14 protein-coding genes are annotated in these 15,996 nt (G+C 37.9%); 12 read left to right on the top strand and 2 right to left on the bottom strand.

Translation table 11 applies throughout. The features are described 5' to 3' along the window. The first annotated feature begins 44 nt into the window (after positions 1-44). The 12 genes from LZG71_RS23010 to LZG71_RS22955 all read left to right on the top strand — a co-directional run bounded on the left by LZG71_RS23010 (position 45) and on the right by LZG71_RS22955 (position 12,770). Positions 45-983 (top strand): S9 family peptidase, encoded by a 939-nt coding sequence (locus LZG71_RS23010; RefSeq protein ID WP_233824371.1) that lies wholly within the window; start codon positions 45-47, stop codon positions 981-983. 119 nt (positions 984-1,102) lie between these two features. After that, entirely contained in the window at positions 1,103-1,663 is a 561-nt protein-coding gene (locus LZG71_RS23005; protein ID WP_233824369.1) for a hypothetical protein, read from the top strand. Between the two features lie 88 nt (positions 1,664-1,751). After that, the gene (locus LZG71_RS23000; protein ID WP_233824368.1) at positions 1,752-2,396 is read left to right on the top strand and encodes a DNA alkylation repair protein; all 645 of its coding nucleotides are present in this window, start codon (positions 1,752-1,754) and stop codon (positions 2,394-2,396) included. A 302-nt stretch (positions 2,397-2,698) separates the two neighbouring features. Continuing rightward, entirely contained in the window at positions 2,699-3,148 is a 450-nt protein-coding gene (locus LZG71_RS22995) for an SRPBCC domain-containing protein (protein ID WP_233824367.1), read from the top strand. Then, positions 3,129-3,449: a helix-turn-helix transcriptional regulator gene (locus tag LZG71_RS22990; RefSeq protein WP_233824366.1), complete on the top strand. Its 321-nt coding sequence runs from the start codon at positions 3,129-3,131 to the stop codon at positions 3,447-3,449. Before LZG71_RS22995 ends, LZG71_RS22990 begins: the two co-directional genes overlap by 20 nt. Before the next feature lie 10 nt (positions 3,450-3,459). Next, entirely contained in the window at positions 3,460-3,903 is a 444-nt protein-coding gene (locus tag LZG71_RS22985) for a DinB family protein (protein ID WP_233824365.1), read from the top strand. A 157-nt stretch (positions 3,904-4,060) separates the two neighbouring features. Then, positions 4,061-5,077, top strand: coding sequence for a hypothetical protein (locus LZG71_RS22980; protein ID WP_233824364.1), 1,017 nt, complete (start codon positions 4,061-4,063; stop codon positions 5,075-5,077). Positions 5,078-5,185: 108 nt separating this feature from the next. Next, the gene (locus LZG71_RS22975; RefSeq protein ID WP_233824363.1) at positions 5,186-5,773 is read left to right on the top strand and encodes a Crp/Fnr family transcriptional regulator; all 588 of its coding nucleotides are present in this window, start codon (positions 5,186-5,188) and stop codon (positions 5,771-5,773) included. A 221-nt stretch (positions 5,774-5,994) separates the two neighbouring features. After that, complete coding sequence (locus LZG71_RS22970) at positions 5,995-8,274, top strand: TonB-dependent receptor (RefSeq protein ID WP_233824362.1); 2,280 nt, start codon at positions 5,995-5,997, stop codon at positions 8,272-8,274. 164 nt (positions 8,275-8,438) lie between these two features. Beyond that, on the top strand, positions 8,439-8,780 hold the full coding sequence (locus tag LZG71_RS22965; protein ID WP_233824361.1) for a hypothetical protein: 342 nt from the start codon (positions 8,439-8,441) through the stop codon (positions 8,778-8,780). A 460-nt stretch (positions 8,781-9,240) separates the two neighbouring features. Continuing rightward, entirely contained in the window at positions 9,241-10,266 is a 1,026-nt protein-coding gene (locus LZG71_RS22960) for an AraC family transcriptional regulator (protein WP_233824360.1), read from the top strand. A gap of 101 nt (positions 10,267-10,367) precedes the next feature. Beyond that, positions 10,368-12,770, top strand: coding sequence for a serine hydrolase (locus LZG71_RS22955; protein WP_233824359.1), 2,403 nt, complete (start codon positions 10,368-10,370; stop codon positions 12,768-12,770). 411 nt (positions 12,771-13,181) lie between these two features. Here LZG71_RS22955 and LZG71_RS22950 read toward each other — a convergent pair whose 3' ends face one another. Further along, positions 13,182-14,126 (bottom strand): DUF6454 family protein, encoded by a 945-nt coding sequence (locus LZG71_RS22950; protein WP_255713156.1) that lies wholly within the window; start codon positions 14,124-14,126, stop codon positions 13,182-13,184. 52 nt (positions 14,127-14,178) lie between these two features. Continuing rightward, positions 14,179-15,618: a sulfatase gene (locus LZG71_RS22945; RefSeq protein ID WP_409013654.1), complete on the bottom strand. Its 1,440-nt coding sequence runs from the start codon at positions 15,616-15,618 to the stop codon at positions 14,179-14,181. Between the last annotated feature and the right edge of the window lie 378 nt (positions 15,619-15,996).

Raw genomic sequence — 15,996 nt, 5'->3', positions numbered from 1 at the left:
TGCTAAAAACCACCACTCAAAACAAATTTCCTTAATAAGCCAAAATGAACAATAATCTTTTTTCTAACTTACTAATTTGGTTATCATTAATACTTTTACCAAAAATAGTCTTTTCTCAATCTACCGACTTTACCATTCAAGATATAAAGTTTGAAAGTCAAGGTATCACTCTTGCAGGTTCAATTGTAAAACCTAAAAATCCATTTGCAGCAGTTGTAATTGTTCACGGTTCTGACCCGGTAAAAAGAGAAATAGATTTCGCAAAACGTCTTGCAAAAGAAGGTATTGCTGTATTGACATATGACAAACGTGGAGTTGGAGAATCTGGTGGTGTGTATGTTGGACCATCTGTTGGCACGAATAATATTGACACTACAAATCTTAATTTATTATCTAGCGACGCAAATGAGGCAGTAAAAACATTGCGAACCTATTTGAAAGATAGAAAAGCACAAATTGGATTAGTTGGGTTCAGTCAAGCAGGATGGATAATTCCAATTACTGCAAGCAAAAATCCAAAAATAGAATTTATGGTTTTATTTAGTTGTCCTACGATAACAACTTTAGAACAACTTCGATTTCAGTTTTACACGAATGGAAATAATAAATTTTGGGAAAATCATACAGATGCAGATGCTCGTGAACATACTAAAAATGACCCCGACAAGTATCAATTCGTGGCGACTGACCCAAAAAAATCTTTGAATACTCTTTCAATTCCTGGACTTTGGCTTTTTGGAGAGAAGGACATACAAATTCCTGTAAAGTTGTGTATAGAGCAATTAAACACATTTAAAGTTCAAGGTAAACCTTTTGAATATACTTTATTTTCAACATTAGGACACAATACCCCATTTGACAGTGATACAGCGCCTTTTGATATTTCAATTCAGTGGATAAAACAGAAAACGTTAAACAATAAGAAGTCTAAAAAATCAAAAAAAACACTGTCTACAACATCGGTTTGGCAACATGGCGGCTGAAGTGTTCAGTTCTTCGATTGAACTTTTGTGCAAAACTGAACATTTGCACTTTGATTTCCGCCACATCACCAAGTCGTAAACCGTTGTCAGCAAGGCTAAACGACAGACAACATTAAAAAATGAACTACGATTTTTTCGCAGACAAGGCAGACAAATTGGAACTTCTTGACTTCATTTTCAAGGACACTGACTTACACGTTTACGACTTAGGTTCACAATACGGACAGAAGATTTGCCAATACAAAACAAGTGACGAAATATCCTCGAAGTTTGACCTTGAAATAGAAGAACTCGGAACGACATTTCAACTCTGGACACCAAGACATAAAGGCAAACCCATTTTCAGAAAAGTTGATCTTGACCCAAAACGTTGCAATGGACATACGTTTCGTTATGCGACAGAAGGTTGGGGACTTATTCAATTATATTTCGGAGGACTGAAAAATAACGAACTTAAACATTCTCACATCGGACATTTTAACGAAAAGGGAGCATTACAATGGGAAGATACCAATAATGTAAATGGACAGGTTAGTTCTTGGGACTGGGCAGAAATTCAAGCAACTTCGAGAAAATTAAAATATCAAATCCATAATAAACTTGCAATAAGAAAAATAGGAAGTTTGGGAGTTTTATCAGGAGCAGACAAACTTGAAACACAAGGAATAAAACTAAGATGAAAGAACAACGGACAGAAAGCCTGGCTGGTAACAGGCGTTACAACCAACCGTAAAGACAGACGACCGATAGACAAATAACTTTATTGAAATGAAACTCTCAACAAAAGCAGATAACATACTGAAACAAATCACCGACAAGAATACTAAACTTGGCGACATGCGAACCATTGCCAAAGCCATTAAAAGGGATCATGAACTGGCACTGGAACTTTGGTCCAGTGAACAATTTTTCGCCCGACAGTTGGCTATCCTCATTATGGACAAAAAGCTGCTTTCACAAGATGTGATTGATCATTTTGTCAAGGATATGGAACAACACAAGGAGGATGAGCGGTTGCAACTCATGGACTGGCTATTTGCAAACCAGCTCACCAAAGACAAAAAGACTATTGCGTTAATTGAAAGTTGGGAAAATAATCCATCTGTTCTTCTGAGAAGAACATTTTGGTATTATCAAGCTCGTTTGCGCTGGACGGGACAAACACCGCCGCCAAATACGGAGGAACTGCTGTTGAAAATTGAAAATCGAATTGAAGAAGAAGCTTCGGAAGTCCAGTGGGCCATGAATTTCACAGCAGCTCAAATAGGAATTTTTCAGGAAGAATTCCGAACCAGATGCATCAGTCTTGGAGAACGCACAGGTCTTTACAGCGATGAAATAGTTGCTAAAAATTGCACACCTAGTTACTTACCGAAATTTATAGCGATTCAGGTGGAAAAGCTTGAAAAATAATTAAGTCCTTTGGTCATAGTATATCATGATCGAAAAAATAGACACCTTATAGTTGCGACTAACAAGAATGCCAGGAAAAGCCCAATAGATTTCTTGGAAAATTTAAATATCATTGTAAAGTCAACATACCAACAAATGCGATATTTACGCAACCGTTGCGTATATACAAATGTTAGCAGTCATTGTAAAGAACCTCACAATAGAGAAAATCCTTCAGACATTTCAACTCCAAAAAATAACTAAATAAAAATTGCGTAACTCAAAAGTTACGCTTATATTCGTAACTTCAAAGTTACTTAAATATGAAAACAGAAATTAAACATCAATGGATTTATGAGCAATCACCAAGCGAAGTTTGGGAATATCTCACACAATCAGAATTAATTGCTTTGTGGCTTATGCCCAACAACTTCAAAGCAATTGTAGGGTACGAATTTGAATTTCGGACAAACCCCATTCCAAGCCTTGGATTAAGTGGTATTTTTTTTTGTAAAGTTCTTGAAATCGTCCCACTTAAAAAACTTACTTACAGTTGGAAAGGTGGGCCAAGTGGTGGAATTACAACGCTTGACACTATTGTGGAGTGGACACTTGAAGAACAAGGCAACGGAACAATACTGAACTTGAAGCACTCAGGTTTTAAAGATGAAAACTACGCTATCCTAGGAGGTATGACAGATGGTTGGCTTAAAAATATTCAAAAAATGCTTAACCACTTAAAAGAGAACAATAATGGCAACACCCACTCTTGACGCTTTTCAGGTAATAGCTGACCCAAGTCGCAGACAAATATTGCACTTACTTACCAAAGACAGTTACAACATAAACACGTTAGCCGAAAATTTTGAAATGAGCCGACCAGCAGTTTCCAAACACATCAGCATTTTACAAACGGCAGGCTTTATTAGCATCAAAGGTATTGGCAGAGAACGCTTTTGTACTTTAAACCAAGACGGTTTTATTGAACTTCGTAATTGGATAAATCACTTTGACAATTTTTGGAATATCAAATTGAAAAATTTGGACACTGTTTTAAAACGTAAAAAAAATTAAAATATATAAAATGCAAAAAGAAATTTTATTACAAATATTAGAACAGAACCAAATGGACTGTTTTCATTTCTGCAAAAACATTAATGCAGAAAATATGAACTTTCGCTTAACAGAACAAACTGCATCAGTTGGATTTATTTACAGGCATATTGGCGAAACGATGAATTTAATAGGTAAATTTTTAGGCTACGAAACCGACGTAGAAGGAACAACAATGGGGCAAAAAGACACAGGAATTCAATATGACCTTGAAACAAGCCGTGCGTATTTTGAAAATGGTTACAACACTTTAAAGGAATTAGTTGTCAATACAGCAGATAAAGAATGGCTTAAAGAAATAGATACAACTTGGTTTGGAAAAATATCAAGAATAAAACTGTTTTCAATTTTGCTATTTCACAATTCTCACCATTGTGGACAAATATCATCCACAATTTTGAGAGGAAAAAAATAGTAAGAAAAACAACGAACCGGTACCATCGGTTTGGAAATATGGCGGCCGAAGTGCTAAATTCAAGTTCAGTGCTTCAATTGAACTTTTGTACAAAACTGAACATTTGTGCTTCGATTTCCGCCACTTCGCCAAGCTGCAAACCGTTAGGCGTCATTGTATGAAACCACAGAACAGAATAAATAATCCAGAGAAAATTGACCGACTTTTAATCGACAAAGATTTAAAGGACGGAAAACTTGTTATTGTTCAATTCTCTGACAAATTATATTCCGGCAAAATACTTGCTGAACTAAACCAACTTTGTTTCGAGTATGACGACAATTTCAGCGTTCGTTTTTATGGGCATTATCAAGGTTCGTTCGACTGCAAGACACTTTTAAAACTACCTAACATTAAAGCTCTTTGGCTTGATTGTTTATTGAAAGCTGACAATTTGGAAGTTTTGACCGATTTGAAAAATTTAAGACGTTTAAGTTTGGGTGTGTTTGAACTCAAAGAGACAGAAATATTTCAAGCTAACAATCTTAAAAACCTCAAAGAGTTAATAATCGGTGAGGCAAGAACAAAAGCACTTGATCTTCAATATTTAGAAAACTACACAGATTTGAACTTCTTAATCATAAGTGGACATACGAAGAACATTGACGTTGTTGGTAAGCTGACAGAATTGGAATATTTTGGTTTAAATTCAATTTCCAAGGTGAAATTGAACTTCGTAAACAAACTCAAAAGACTTAAATCACTTCACTTTGTTTTGGGCGGACGAGAAAACTTAGATGAAATTGAAGAAAACGAAATTGAAACTCTTGAAATAATTAGGGTTAGAGCATTTAATAGTTTCAAAAATATTTCAAACTTCAAGAAACTGAAAAATCTGTTAATTGAAGACCAAATACAATTGACCGAGCTTCACTTCGACAAAGATATTTCGACCTTGACAGACTTTAAGTTAATCAACTGCAAGACTTTTAAATCATTAACAGGTCTTGAAAAATTAAGTGGACTTAATCAATTGAGAATTTCTAAAACAGACATAAATTTTGACGAGTTCATTAAACAACAATTTCCAAAGTCACTTGACATTCTTGCGTTTTATACTGCCAAGACAAAAATTGACAAAGAAATTAAGGAAAGAATTTTAAAATCAGGTTACAAAGATGGGCTCGACAGATAAACAACGAACACAGCACAAACCTTTCGACTTAACAACAAACAACTCTTTTGAAACGGATAATTTATTACTCCCGATATTTTTTTTTGTATTTTCCGTTATAATTACCCTATGGATACAGAACATCAAAACATCATACATTCTTTGTTGCAAATCCAGCCAAATTTGCAAAAGGAAACGCTAGAGGCATTTTGCAACATTCTTCGGTTCAAGTCATACAAAAAGGGAGAAACTATTAGTTTAGAGGGAAAAACAAATAATGTTGTTTCTTTTATAGAATCAGGAGCGGTAATGGTATATAATCATTTAGACGGCAGAAAAAAGGTTTATAATTTTTTCTTTGAGCACGAATTTACCGGGGATTACGAAAGTTTTTTGACGAGAAAACCTGCGGTTTACGGAATAGAGGCAGTGGAAGACACCACCTTGCTCAATCTGCATTACAACAACTTGCAAAAAATATACAATACCTATCCCGATTTTGAGAGAATCGGCAGAATAATGGCTGAAACTCAATTTTTAAGGCTTGTTCAGCGAAATACTTCCTTACTTGCACAAACACCCGAAGAACGCTATCTCAATTTAATTAAAACAAAACCACAGGTATTGCAACGTGTACCACAGTATTATGTGGCTTCTTACCTTGGGATTACACCGGAGGCTTTAAGCAGAATAAGAAAACGGTTGGTAAAAATTTGAGAACGAAATTTTTTTTCAGATGACCAATTTCCGTTCTTAACCCAAATCAACGAGATTGAAAATTACGCTGACTAAGTTTGCCGAAACATCCTTTTATCAAGTATATGGCAACTTATTCAGCAAATACAACAGCAAGCTCAAACTATTGGCTCACTCAAAGAATTATTTTTCTTTTTGCGTGTTTTTTAGCTACAAATAGATCTTTTGCACAAACGCAAACTGTGAAAGGAAACATCATTGATGAGGCATCACGGACACCTGTTGCCGGAGCTGTAATTTTATTGCAGTCAGACCGGCAAATTGGGACGGTTAGTGATTCTGTCGGAAATTTCAGGCTCACTTCTGTTCCATTGGGTCGTCAGTCTTTTATTATTACCATTATCGGATATGAACCTGTATTCGTTAACGATATTTTGGTAACTGCGGGCAAAGGGGTAATGCTTAATAATGTTATGATGAACGAAAGTATTTCAACACTGGATGCCGTAGTGATAACAGCGAATTCACGATTGCCAAACAATGAAATGGCGGTTGTGAGTACCAAAACATTCAATATGGACGAAACCAAACGCTATGCCGGTTCGATAGGCGACCCTGCCCGTATGACAGCCAATTTTGCAGGTGTAATTTCCACCAACGACACACGGAATGATATCATTATTCGTGGCAATTCCCCAAATTCTATGCTGTGGCAATTAGAAGGACTTAACATTCCTAATCCTAATCATTTTGGGGCATTGAACAGTATGGGAGGTTCTGTGAGTATGCTGAATAATAACAATATAGACAAATCCGACTTTATTGCGGGAGCTTTTCCTGCCCAATACGGAAATGCTTTGGCAGGTGCATTCGACATCAGGCTTCGCAACGGAAATGATGAAACCCACGAATTTGTTACGCAAGTGGGGTTCAACGGTTTTGAAGCAGGAGCAGAAGGTCCGATAGGACAAAAAAACAAGGCTACATACATTGTCAATGCCCGCTATTCTACATTGGCTGTTTTCCAACAATTGGGGCTTGAATTTGGTACAGGCGGAGGTGTTCCTATCTATGCCGATATTAACTACAAAGTAAATACACCTATTGGAGAACGTGCAAGTGTAAGCCTGTTTGGTATATGGGGAAGAAGCGACTGGACTTCGTTAGGCAAAGATTATGACCCGGACGGACAGGCTTACGGTAACGACTACTCTAATCGTTATGCAGATTATACCACCAATATCACGGGAGCAAGCTTAGATTATCGCTTAGGAAAAAATACAACCGCCAAGTTTACTTTGGGTTACAGCAGCACCAATGAACTTTTTGACAGAGATTCGATAAGTACCATTGACCCTGATATTGCCACACCTGACTGGCACTGGAAATTTGTTACCCGAAAATATTCAGCCGTACTTTCCGTGAATCACAAATTCAATGCAAAACATAGCATCGTTGGCGGATTGTATAACGATTATATAGATTACTCATTACTCAACAAAAGAATACACGGAGGTACGGCAGATGCAATATTAGTAAACCGAAATAGCAACATCATGCTTACACAAGCGTATGTACAATGGAAGTACAGGTTTAATGAGACATTTACTTTCATACCTGGATTACATTATCAAAGGCTGGATATTTCGAAAAGCCAAAGCATCGAACCAAGAATTGGTATTTCAGCCCGGGTAAATAACAATCATACTTTGGTTTTTGGCTTTGGAATGCACAGTCAAATGGACAATTTGCTTACTTATGCTACAGTTACAAAAACAGCGGGCGGACTTCAATATACCAACGAATCTTTAGGCTTTCTGCGAAGCAACCATTTTGTTTTATCACACGACTGGCGGTTGAGTGCCAACACACGCCTGAAAACAGAAGTTTACTACCAATCTCTGTATGACCTTCCGGTAGAAAGCAAACCTTCCTCTTTTTCTACTATTAACCTCGGGGCGGAATCTACTCCTACGCTCAGGGATAGCCTTGTGAACGAGGGAACTGGAAGAAACTATGGACTGGAAATAACATTGGAACGGAGATTCAGCAAGGGGTTATATTACTTACTTACCACTTCCTTATTCGACTCGAAATATAAGGGTAGTGACAGAATTTTACGCAATACTGCTTTTAATATGGGGTATGTGGTCAATGCGCTCGCAGGCAAGGAATGGTCAGTAGGTAAAAAAAGCATTATTGGGGTTTCCTTAAAACTTTCTACCGTTGGTGGTCGCTATTTATCCCCGATAGACATAGCGGCTTCCACAGCAGACGGAGAAGTGCAATATGTAGAGAGTGAGGCTTTTTCCATTCATCAGGGCAATTACTTCCGAACGGATATTAAATTGTCTTATCGCAGAGATTACAAAAAATCGTCTTTAGAAATTTCGTTGGATTTACAGAATGTAACGAACAATGAAAATATATTCAGGCAGGAATGGAATTCCCGAACATTTCAGATTACAAACAATTATCAACAAGGATTTTTCCCCGTTCCGTTTATACGATTTACCTTTTAGCTGAAAACAACGAACCGCTAACAAGGTATTGCCGCAATGGGGGCTGACGTGCTATAATCATCGTCAGCCCTTTTTTGTACATTTGTGCTGTATTGAACGTAAGTGCTTTTAATCCCCAACCTCGCCAATACCCAACCGCTAGTCGCAATTTTAGATCGACACGTATGACAACAAATATTTGGATAGAAAAAGGTTGGGGCGACTCAGTTGAGAACGCAACATTTGACGACATAAAAACCGCTATTGAAGAGACTATAAAAATGGATGAAGAGCACGGAGCTTTTTGGGTTGGACATATGGAAAATGAATTTGTTCTTGAAGTTCACAAAAACTGTGACTTGTTTTTTGTTTATGGAGAAAATCAAGATGAACAAATACAAACTAAACTTGACAATTGGGAAGATGTAAAACACTTCTTTAAAATGTATTTTGACAGCGAGTTTGAAAAACTAAAAAAAGAAATTGAATTGCGACCATTTATGTATAAAAAACTAACAAATGGATAGCAACTATTTACCAAAAACAGAAATTTAACTTGAAAGTTGGATGAAATAAAACTGTTTCAATTTCAATAGATACTTAATAAACTGAAATAGCATTTATCAAGATTTCAGAATTGACAAATCCGACGAACCTTGGTATTATACAGAACATGGACAAAAAAATAATTTAAAATATTTACAATAAAAAGTTTAAATTGTTGATTATTATTATAATTAAATTGGGTCGAACAAATGGGCAAATACGCATTGTATAGGCTTTTCAACAGACTCAAATAAAATTAGTGAACTGAAAAGCCAATTTCAGAAAATTAAAATAGAATTTTTTAAAGATAACATACCTTATTACGGAATAGATTTATTGTCATTTATCATTGGCATCTGACCGGTTATCAGTACCACAATATTTCTCTTTAACCAAAGACACACATAAAAATATAAGTCAATAACAGGCAGTAAAAACAATATGTCAGACCAATATATCTTTTTCTTCAGTGCTCTTGGTTCCTTTAATGGTTTGCTGATCTCAGGGTATTTTGCCTATATGGCTCAGAAAAAAGTATTTTCAAATTATTTCCTATCTCTGCTATTCTTTGTTTTAAGCATCCGGGTAATTAAATCAGTATTCTTTTACTTTAATCCGGATCTGGCAAACATTTTTATTCAGATAGGGCTTTCCGCATGCGTGCTAATCGGACCTTTCTTATATCTATATTTAAAGTCTAATTCAGAGAATAGCAAAACAAATTGGCAGATCCATATCATACCCTATATTGCGGGCATTAGTATTGCAGGCATATTTTATCCTTATGTTGACCACCGACCCGAATGGAGCAAATGGTTTGTGAGTGCAATTTATTTTCAATGGATTACATATATTCTTCTATCTTTTAAATACATTCTTCCTATAATTATTAAATTTAGAACCAAAGAAGATATTAAAAAAATAGACATTTGGTATCTAAGTATATACTTCGGGACATTCATTATCTGGCTGGCTTATTATACATCGTCTTACACCTCATACATTGTTGGTGGCTTGTCGTTTACGTTTGTGCTGTATCTGATGATTTTACTATTAATTTTTAAGAACAGCAAAGAAACCAGCTTTTTTCAGGAAAAAGAGAAATATAAAAACAAGGACATTGACACGGATACCCTAAACCTGATTGATGAGAGGATATCAATCATTTTTAAGAAGGAACTATATTTAAATCCAAATATCACGCTTGATGAAGCTGCGAAGGAGATGAATGTAACGAGGCATTTGTTATCTCAATATCTGAATGTGGTAATGGGTAAATCCTTCTCCAATCTTATTAACGAGCACCGGGTAGAAAGAGCAAAAACGTTATTGACAACAGAAAATAATTTAACAGTCGAAAGCATAGGTTATGACAGCGGTTTTAACTCCAAATCGACTTTCTTCACTACCTTCAAAAAATTCACAGGCAAAACTCCAAGCGAGTACCAGAAGATCCTTACAAAATGAGTGCGGTTTTATAATTCCGGACTCCTGAACCGTCGCTCAAAACCTCTAACCGATATTTCTGAGGCACTTTTGCATATATTTTAAAACCAAAACATGCAAATATGTGTAAAGTAATTTCGAGGACCATGTTGGCACTTTCCCTGGCCACTTGCTTCTGTCTGTTCTACACCGCGGCTGTTGCCCAGACCAAAATTTTGTTTGTCGTTTCCAATCAGGACTTCTATGGAACTTCAAAAATACAAGCCGCCAACCACTTTGGTGAGATTGCCATTCCATACGATGTATTCACTAAATCAGGATATACAGTGGATTTTGTTAGTCCGGACGGCGGTGCGGTTCCGGTGGGCTACATCAATGCTTCCGACAGCATTCATAAAAAATATCTGTACGACGGTTTTTTTATGAATAAACTCAAACATACAATAACGCCTGCTGCGGTTGTACCTGAAAATTATGCCGCCATCTTTTATGGAGGCGGCGGTGCGGCGATGTTTGGTGTGCCGGAAAATAAAACAATTCAAAACATTGCCAGACAGATCTTCAATAACAATGGCGTGGTTTCTGCTATTTGTCACGGTACGGCAGGGCTGGCTTATTTAAAAGATGAAAGCGGGAAATCGCTTTATACCGGCAAAAAAATAACCGGGTTTGCGGACAAATTTGAAAACAAGGAGGAAGAATATTATAAGACATTTCCTTTTAGTATCGACCAGGCTATTAAAAATAATGACGGTGATTTTGTGTATGCTGATGAATTGGGAAAAGGTTTTTATGTTGTGGATGGTCGGTTTGTAACAGGCCAGGATCCAAGTTCGGCATCAAAAATGGCTTCTGAAATTATCAGGATTATAGAGAATAATAAACTTCCTGTACAAGAGAAATCTGCCAATTATTTCGATAAAGTATTCTCTGAATGGAATAATACTTCGGCTAAATCAGGTGTGGCAGCAGCGCTTTTAAAAGATGGTCAGATCAGATATATGAAAGGTTTCGGAAGTGCAGATTTAACCCGTGAAATACCCATAGACACTGATACAAAATTTCAAATCGGGACTATGAGCAAGCAATTCACAGCCTTTGCCATTTTACTATTGGAAGAACAGGGAAAATTGTCTTTGTCAGATGATGTGCGAAAATATATTCCGCAAATGCCTGACTTCGATCATAAAATTACTATCAAACATTTGTTAAGTCAATCGAGTGGTTTACATGATTTTATCGCATTGAAAGAAATTTCAGGTTGGCGTGATAAAGATGTTTTTACACAAAAAGATGCAGTAGATTTAATACTCAAACAAAAGGAACTGGATTATATACCTGGTACACAATTTTCGCAGACTTCATCGGGACTTATTTTATTAACAGAAGTAATTAAACAAGTTACGGGAAAGACGTTTGCTATATTTTCGCAGGAAAATATTTTCCAACCTTTGGGAATGACAAATACTTTGTTTTCTGACGATAATGAAATGATTATACCCAATGTAGCTGTTTCGTATCAAAACAATAGCGATGGACTTAAAAATAACTTCATCAATCATTCGATTGTGGGAACTACCAATCTTTATACTTCGGCGGCGGATTTGAGTCGATGGTATCTCAATTTTGAAAACGCCAGGGTGGGTAGTAAAAAACTGATTGAAAAATTGAATTCCCCTGTTACATTAAATGATGGGAAAACCATATTTAATCCTACCGCCGGGAGACTATTGCATGGACAACAATACTTACACGCAGAACGCGGTGTTCCCAAAATCTGGACGTATGGATTAGAAGGTGGTTACGCGAGTAATATTTTTATTTTCCCGGATCAAAATGTTATTTCATTTGTGCTTGGAAATAACAATAGATACAATGGCGGACTTGCTATGAATATGGCTATTGAAGCGCTTGGGAATGTATTTCCTCAGCCTGCCAGTATTGATTTCAGTAAAGTAAAAACCATCAAACTAAGTAAGCAGAAACTGGAAACTTATTCCGGATACTATTGGGATAATGAAAGAATGTCCCGGCTTACAATGTATGTAAAAAATGACACGTTGCGCTATCAGGTATCTGGCAATACATATGAAAATACACTAGTACCTGTTGCAGAAAATACCTTTCAAATCATGGCAGACGGAGACGATGTCATGATGGTCAAATTTCGCAAGGAACATAATAATCTTATCAAGCTGATTTACACATCCGGAGAAAGCGACGAGTATGTATTTGAAAAATACACCCCGCAAACATACTCAGAAACTGATCTGGACAAATTTCCGGGTACGTATTATTGCAAGGATCTGAACGTCGTTTATACAGTTGCTAAGGATAAAACTGGTTTACTGACAAGCAATAAAAATCAACCCGTCATCCGGTTCAATCCCATTCAGTCTGACCTGTTTTTGAGTAGCGCCAGAAATTTGGGAGGGGTTCGGTTTATTCGGGATAAGAATCAGGCAATCACCGGATTTTACATCAGTTCTGACCGGATTAAGAATTTGCATTTCACAAAAATATAGCAAGCTATATTGCTATTTTCTGCTTGCACCGATTTTCAAATCAGTGCAAGCAGAAAATAGCATTTTTTTACAAATATCTCATTACCAATCACTATCGTATTTTCCAAAGATAAATTGTGATAATTAAAAATTGTCATACTTCTCACAATCCGTTCCTATGGAACGCTCTTTGACGACTTAACCTGCAAGGCTACCAACGAGACCTCCCCACGGGACGTATAGGTTGGCGATCCGCTGCGAGGCAGAATGAATAACGTGATAGGTACTATGACTTCGTTCCAAAGGGGCGATTCGTTAAAATACAGCAATAGCAGCTATCCCATGTTTGAAATAGGTGTGAACATGGGCTTCTTTTCCAAATCATTCGCGATAATCCGTGCATCTGTAGTAAGGATTATCACCGCCACAATTTTACATAACCACGTCATACACATACAGCACCGCCTTATCGTCGTCATCGGGAACAAAATAGGCACGTATACCTTCCTTCGTTGATTCAATTGCACAAGGATTATTGAGCATGGATGCACCTGTTGCAGACCAGAGTTTCACAGGAATCTGTCGTCGTGGCCGGTAGTCGGATAGATCCAAAATTTCCAATCCACCAAGCTTGAAAGTACCAGTTTCCGTTTTGAAAGACTGTAAACCAGAACCGAGCATGAGGTTATTGCCCAGGTATTTGCAATCCTGAAAATCGACATAAAAAGAAGGATTTTCGACTCCCAGTTTTACAGGCGTTTCGTTGCCATTTGTAATCTGACCTAGTGTATTCACTTGCCAGGAATAGAACTTCCTCGCCCCCCAATTTGCTCCTACAAGCGTATGATTGTCGGTATTGTGCACAATGGCTCCAATAGATTCCGGGTAGCGCAAAACCTCCTTCACTTCCATGGATTGAGGATCTAACCGGTAAATAATGGAAAAGCTATTGGGTCGATATTCAGTGACTGGAATCCAGATATATCTGCCGTCGAAATCGATACCACCGGGATGGTACACATCGCCCTCTCCTATTACGAGATCATGAAGCAGATTGCCCTTGCGGTCAAATTTCATCACATGACCAATTCCTTTTCCCGCATCACGATCCAGGTTTCCTCGTGGAGTATCATATTTTTTAGGCCATTCAGATACTTCAACGGAAGTCATGAAAAAATGCGCCCCAATTTTGACAATTCCTTGCGTATGATGCGCATCAAAACGTAACGAAACGGTGTCAGTTTGAGTCCATTCACTGCTAGCTGTGAGTTTCATCAGTTTCGTAGCAAGCTCGCTTTTACTTTTTTGTGCAAGACAGAGGCATGAGCCGAACAATTGGGTAAACACCAATAACAATGCAATTGAAAACGATCTCATTGAAATTGTGACATGGAATTAATGTTGAAAATGAGAGCCCGTATTGTAAATTTCATTTCTTTTTGATTACACCTATTGCCCTTCTATTCTTGCCCGCATTGTTAGTCAGGTCGTCACCCAGATCAACCCTTGCAGCCTCTGCTATTTTTTCCAGTTCAGCTACAATATCCGGATTTTGCTCCATCACATTGTAACGTTCGGATGGGTCGCGGGTAAGGTTGTATAGTGCTTTTGGGAACATATTATTTTCCGTCGTCGGGCCGGGTTTGCCATCTTGCCCGGGCAACACACCTTCATAAGTGCGCCCCGGGTGAGCGAATACCAACTTCCAATCGTGTTTCCGGACAGCTTCCAGGTTGTTTTTCCGATAGTAATACAGAAACTCTGTGCGGGGATTTACATCTTCATTTCCTTTCAACAGGTCAGTAAAGTCGATCCCATCTATTTTTGCTTTGGGCAAAGCGGCACCCGTTATTTGGGCAATGGTGGGCAGCACATCCAAAGTAGATAGCAATTTATTACAAACCCGACCAGCCGGAACTTTGCCTGGCCAGCGCATGATACACGGCACACGCTGTCCGCCTTCGAATGAAGTTCCCTTGCCTTCCCGGAAACCGCCGGACGAACCGGCATGATTTCCATAATTGAGCCAGGGACCATTGTCGCTGGTAAAAATCACCAGTGTATTGTCGTCTATTCCCTGACTTTTCAGCTCCTTTAAAATCTCTCCTACGGACCAGTCCATTTCCATAAGCACATCACCCAGCATACCACCCCCACTTTTTCCTTTGAACTTTGCAGAAGCGGATAACGGAACGTGAGGCAATGGGTGGGGAACGTACAAGAAAAAAGGTTTGCTTTTATTTTTCCTGATGAATGAGACGGCTTTTGAAGTGATCGCCGGTGTCAATTCACTTACATCTTCCAGGTCCTTTATTTCTTTTCCCTTCTCATTCCCATCTGACCAGAACAAGGACGGGTATTGCGCATTTTTCTGGTTGGGATGCAGGGGCCACATGTCATGCGAGTACGGTACACCGTAATATTCGTCGAAACCCTGTTGTAACGGTAAAAATTCAACTTCACTCCCCAAATGCCATTTACCAAATATACCGGTAGCGTATCCCTGCTTTTTCACCAGTTCGGCAATCGTTTCCTCCTCAGGATTGAGCCCAACTCCGATATAAGGAGAAAGTGCTCCGGACATCCCCACTCTATTCGGATAACAGCCTGTGAGCAAAGCCGCACGCGAGGCACTGCATACCGCCTGCGCTGCCATAAAGTTGGTAAAACGGGTTCCTTCGGCAGCCATTTTATCCAGATGTGGGGTTTTGTATCCCAGGGCACCATTCACGGACAAATCGCCGTAACCCAGATCATCAATAAAGAAAAGTACAATATTAGGTTTCTTCTCCGCTTTCGTTTTTGGCTGAAAGGCCATCAATAAACAAAACAATAGAGGTAAACCAACTGCGGCAACGATTCGGAACATAATGAAAATGAAGTTTTGCTGGGGTATTAAAACATACAAGGTGCTAAACCGTAAACAAAGCAAGATATGGTCAATAAATCACCATTCAGGAAGATATTTTAATGTAAACTATCTCGATTGGAAATGCTTGGATATTTAACACAAAAGTTACAAGAGAAATCACAGGAAAGGCCTTAGTCAACTTTGCTTCTTTTGCGGTTCAAATATTTACAACAAAAGAAACAAGAGAAATCAAAAGGACTTTGTGAACTTTTGTTCCTTGCATAGTTCATTTAAGCAGATACATCTTACCAAAAGTTACAGAAGATACCACTGGAAGGCTTTTGCCAACTTTGTTGCTTTTGTGTTTCAACTGTTTACCACAAGAGAAACAATAGA

The organism is Dyadobacter sp. CY312, from assembly GCF_021390535.1.
In the GTDB taxonomy this organism is placed as follows: domain Bacteria; phylum Bacteroidota; class Bacteroidia; order Cytophagales; family Spirosomataceae; genus Dyadobacter.
The sequence above is the reverse complement of the archived record's forward strand: the minus strand, read 5'-3'. Positions and strand labels throughout refer to the sequence as shown.

Coding starts and splice junctions, on each gene's coding strand:
- LZG71_RS23010 (WP_233824371.1), top strand. CDS start 45: ATGAACAATAATCTTTTTTCTAACTTACTAATTTGGTTATCATTAATA.
- LZG71_RS23005 (WP_233824369.1), top strand. CDS start 1,103: ATGAACTACGATTTTTTCGCAGACAAGGCAGACAAATTGGAACTTCTT.
- LZG71_RS23000 (WP_233824368.1), top strand. CDS start 1,752: ATGAAACTCTCAACAAAAGCAGATAACATACTGAAACAAATCACCGAC.
- LZG71_RS22995 (WP_233824367.1), top strand. CDS start 2,699: ATGAAAACAGAAATTAAACATCAATGGATTTATGAGCAATCACCAAGC.
- LZG71_RS22990 (WP_233824366.1), top strand. CDS start 3,129: ATGGCAACACCCACTCTTGACGCTTTTCAGGTAATAGCTGACCCAAGT.
- LZG71_RS22985 (WP_233824365.1), top strand. CDS start 3,460: ATGCAAAAAGAAATTTTATTACAAATATTAGAACAGAACCAAATGGAC.
- LZG71_RS22980 (WP_233824364.1), top strand. CDS start 4,061: ATGAAACCACAGAACAGAATAAATAATCCAGAGAAAATTGACCGACTT.
- LZG71_RS22975 (WP_233824363.1), top strand. CDS start 5,186: ATGGATACAGAACATCAAAACATCATACATTCTTTGTTGCAAATCCAG.
- LZG71_RS22965 (WP_233824361.1), top strand. CDS start 8,439: ATGACAACAAATATTTGGATAGAAAAAGGTTGGGGCGACTCAGTTGAG.
- LZG71_RS22960 (WP_233824360.1), top strand. CDS start 9,241: ATGTCAGACCAATATATCTTTTTCTTCAGTGCTCTTGGTTCCTTTAAT.
- LZG71_RS22955 (WP_233824359.1), top strand. CDS start 10,368: ATGTGTAAAGTAATTTCGAGGACCATGTTGGCACTTTCCCTGGCCACT.
- LZG71_RS22950 (WP_255713156.1), bottom strand. CDS start 14,126: ATGAGATCGTTTTCAATTGCATTGTTATTGGTGTTTACCCAATTGTTC.
- LZG71_RS22945 (WP_409013654.1), bottom strand. CDS start 15,618: ATGTTCCGAATCGTTGCCGCAGTTGGTTTACCTCTATTGTTTTGTTTA.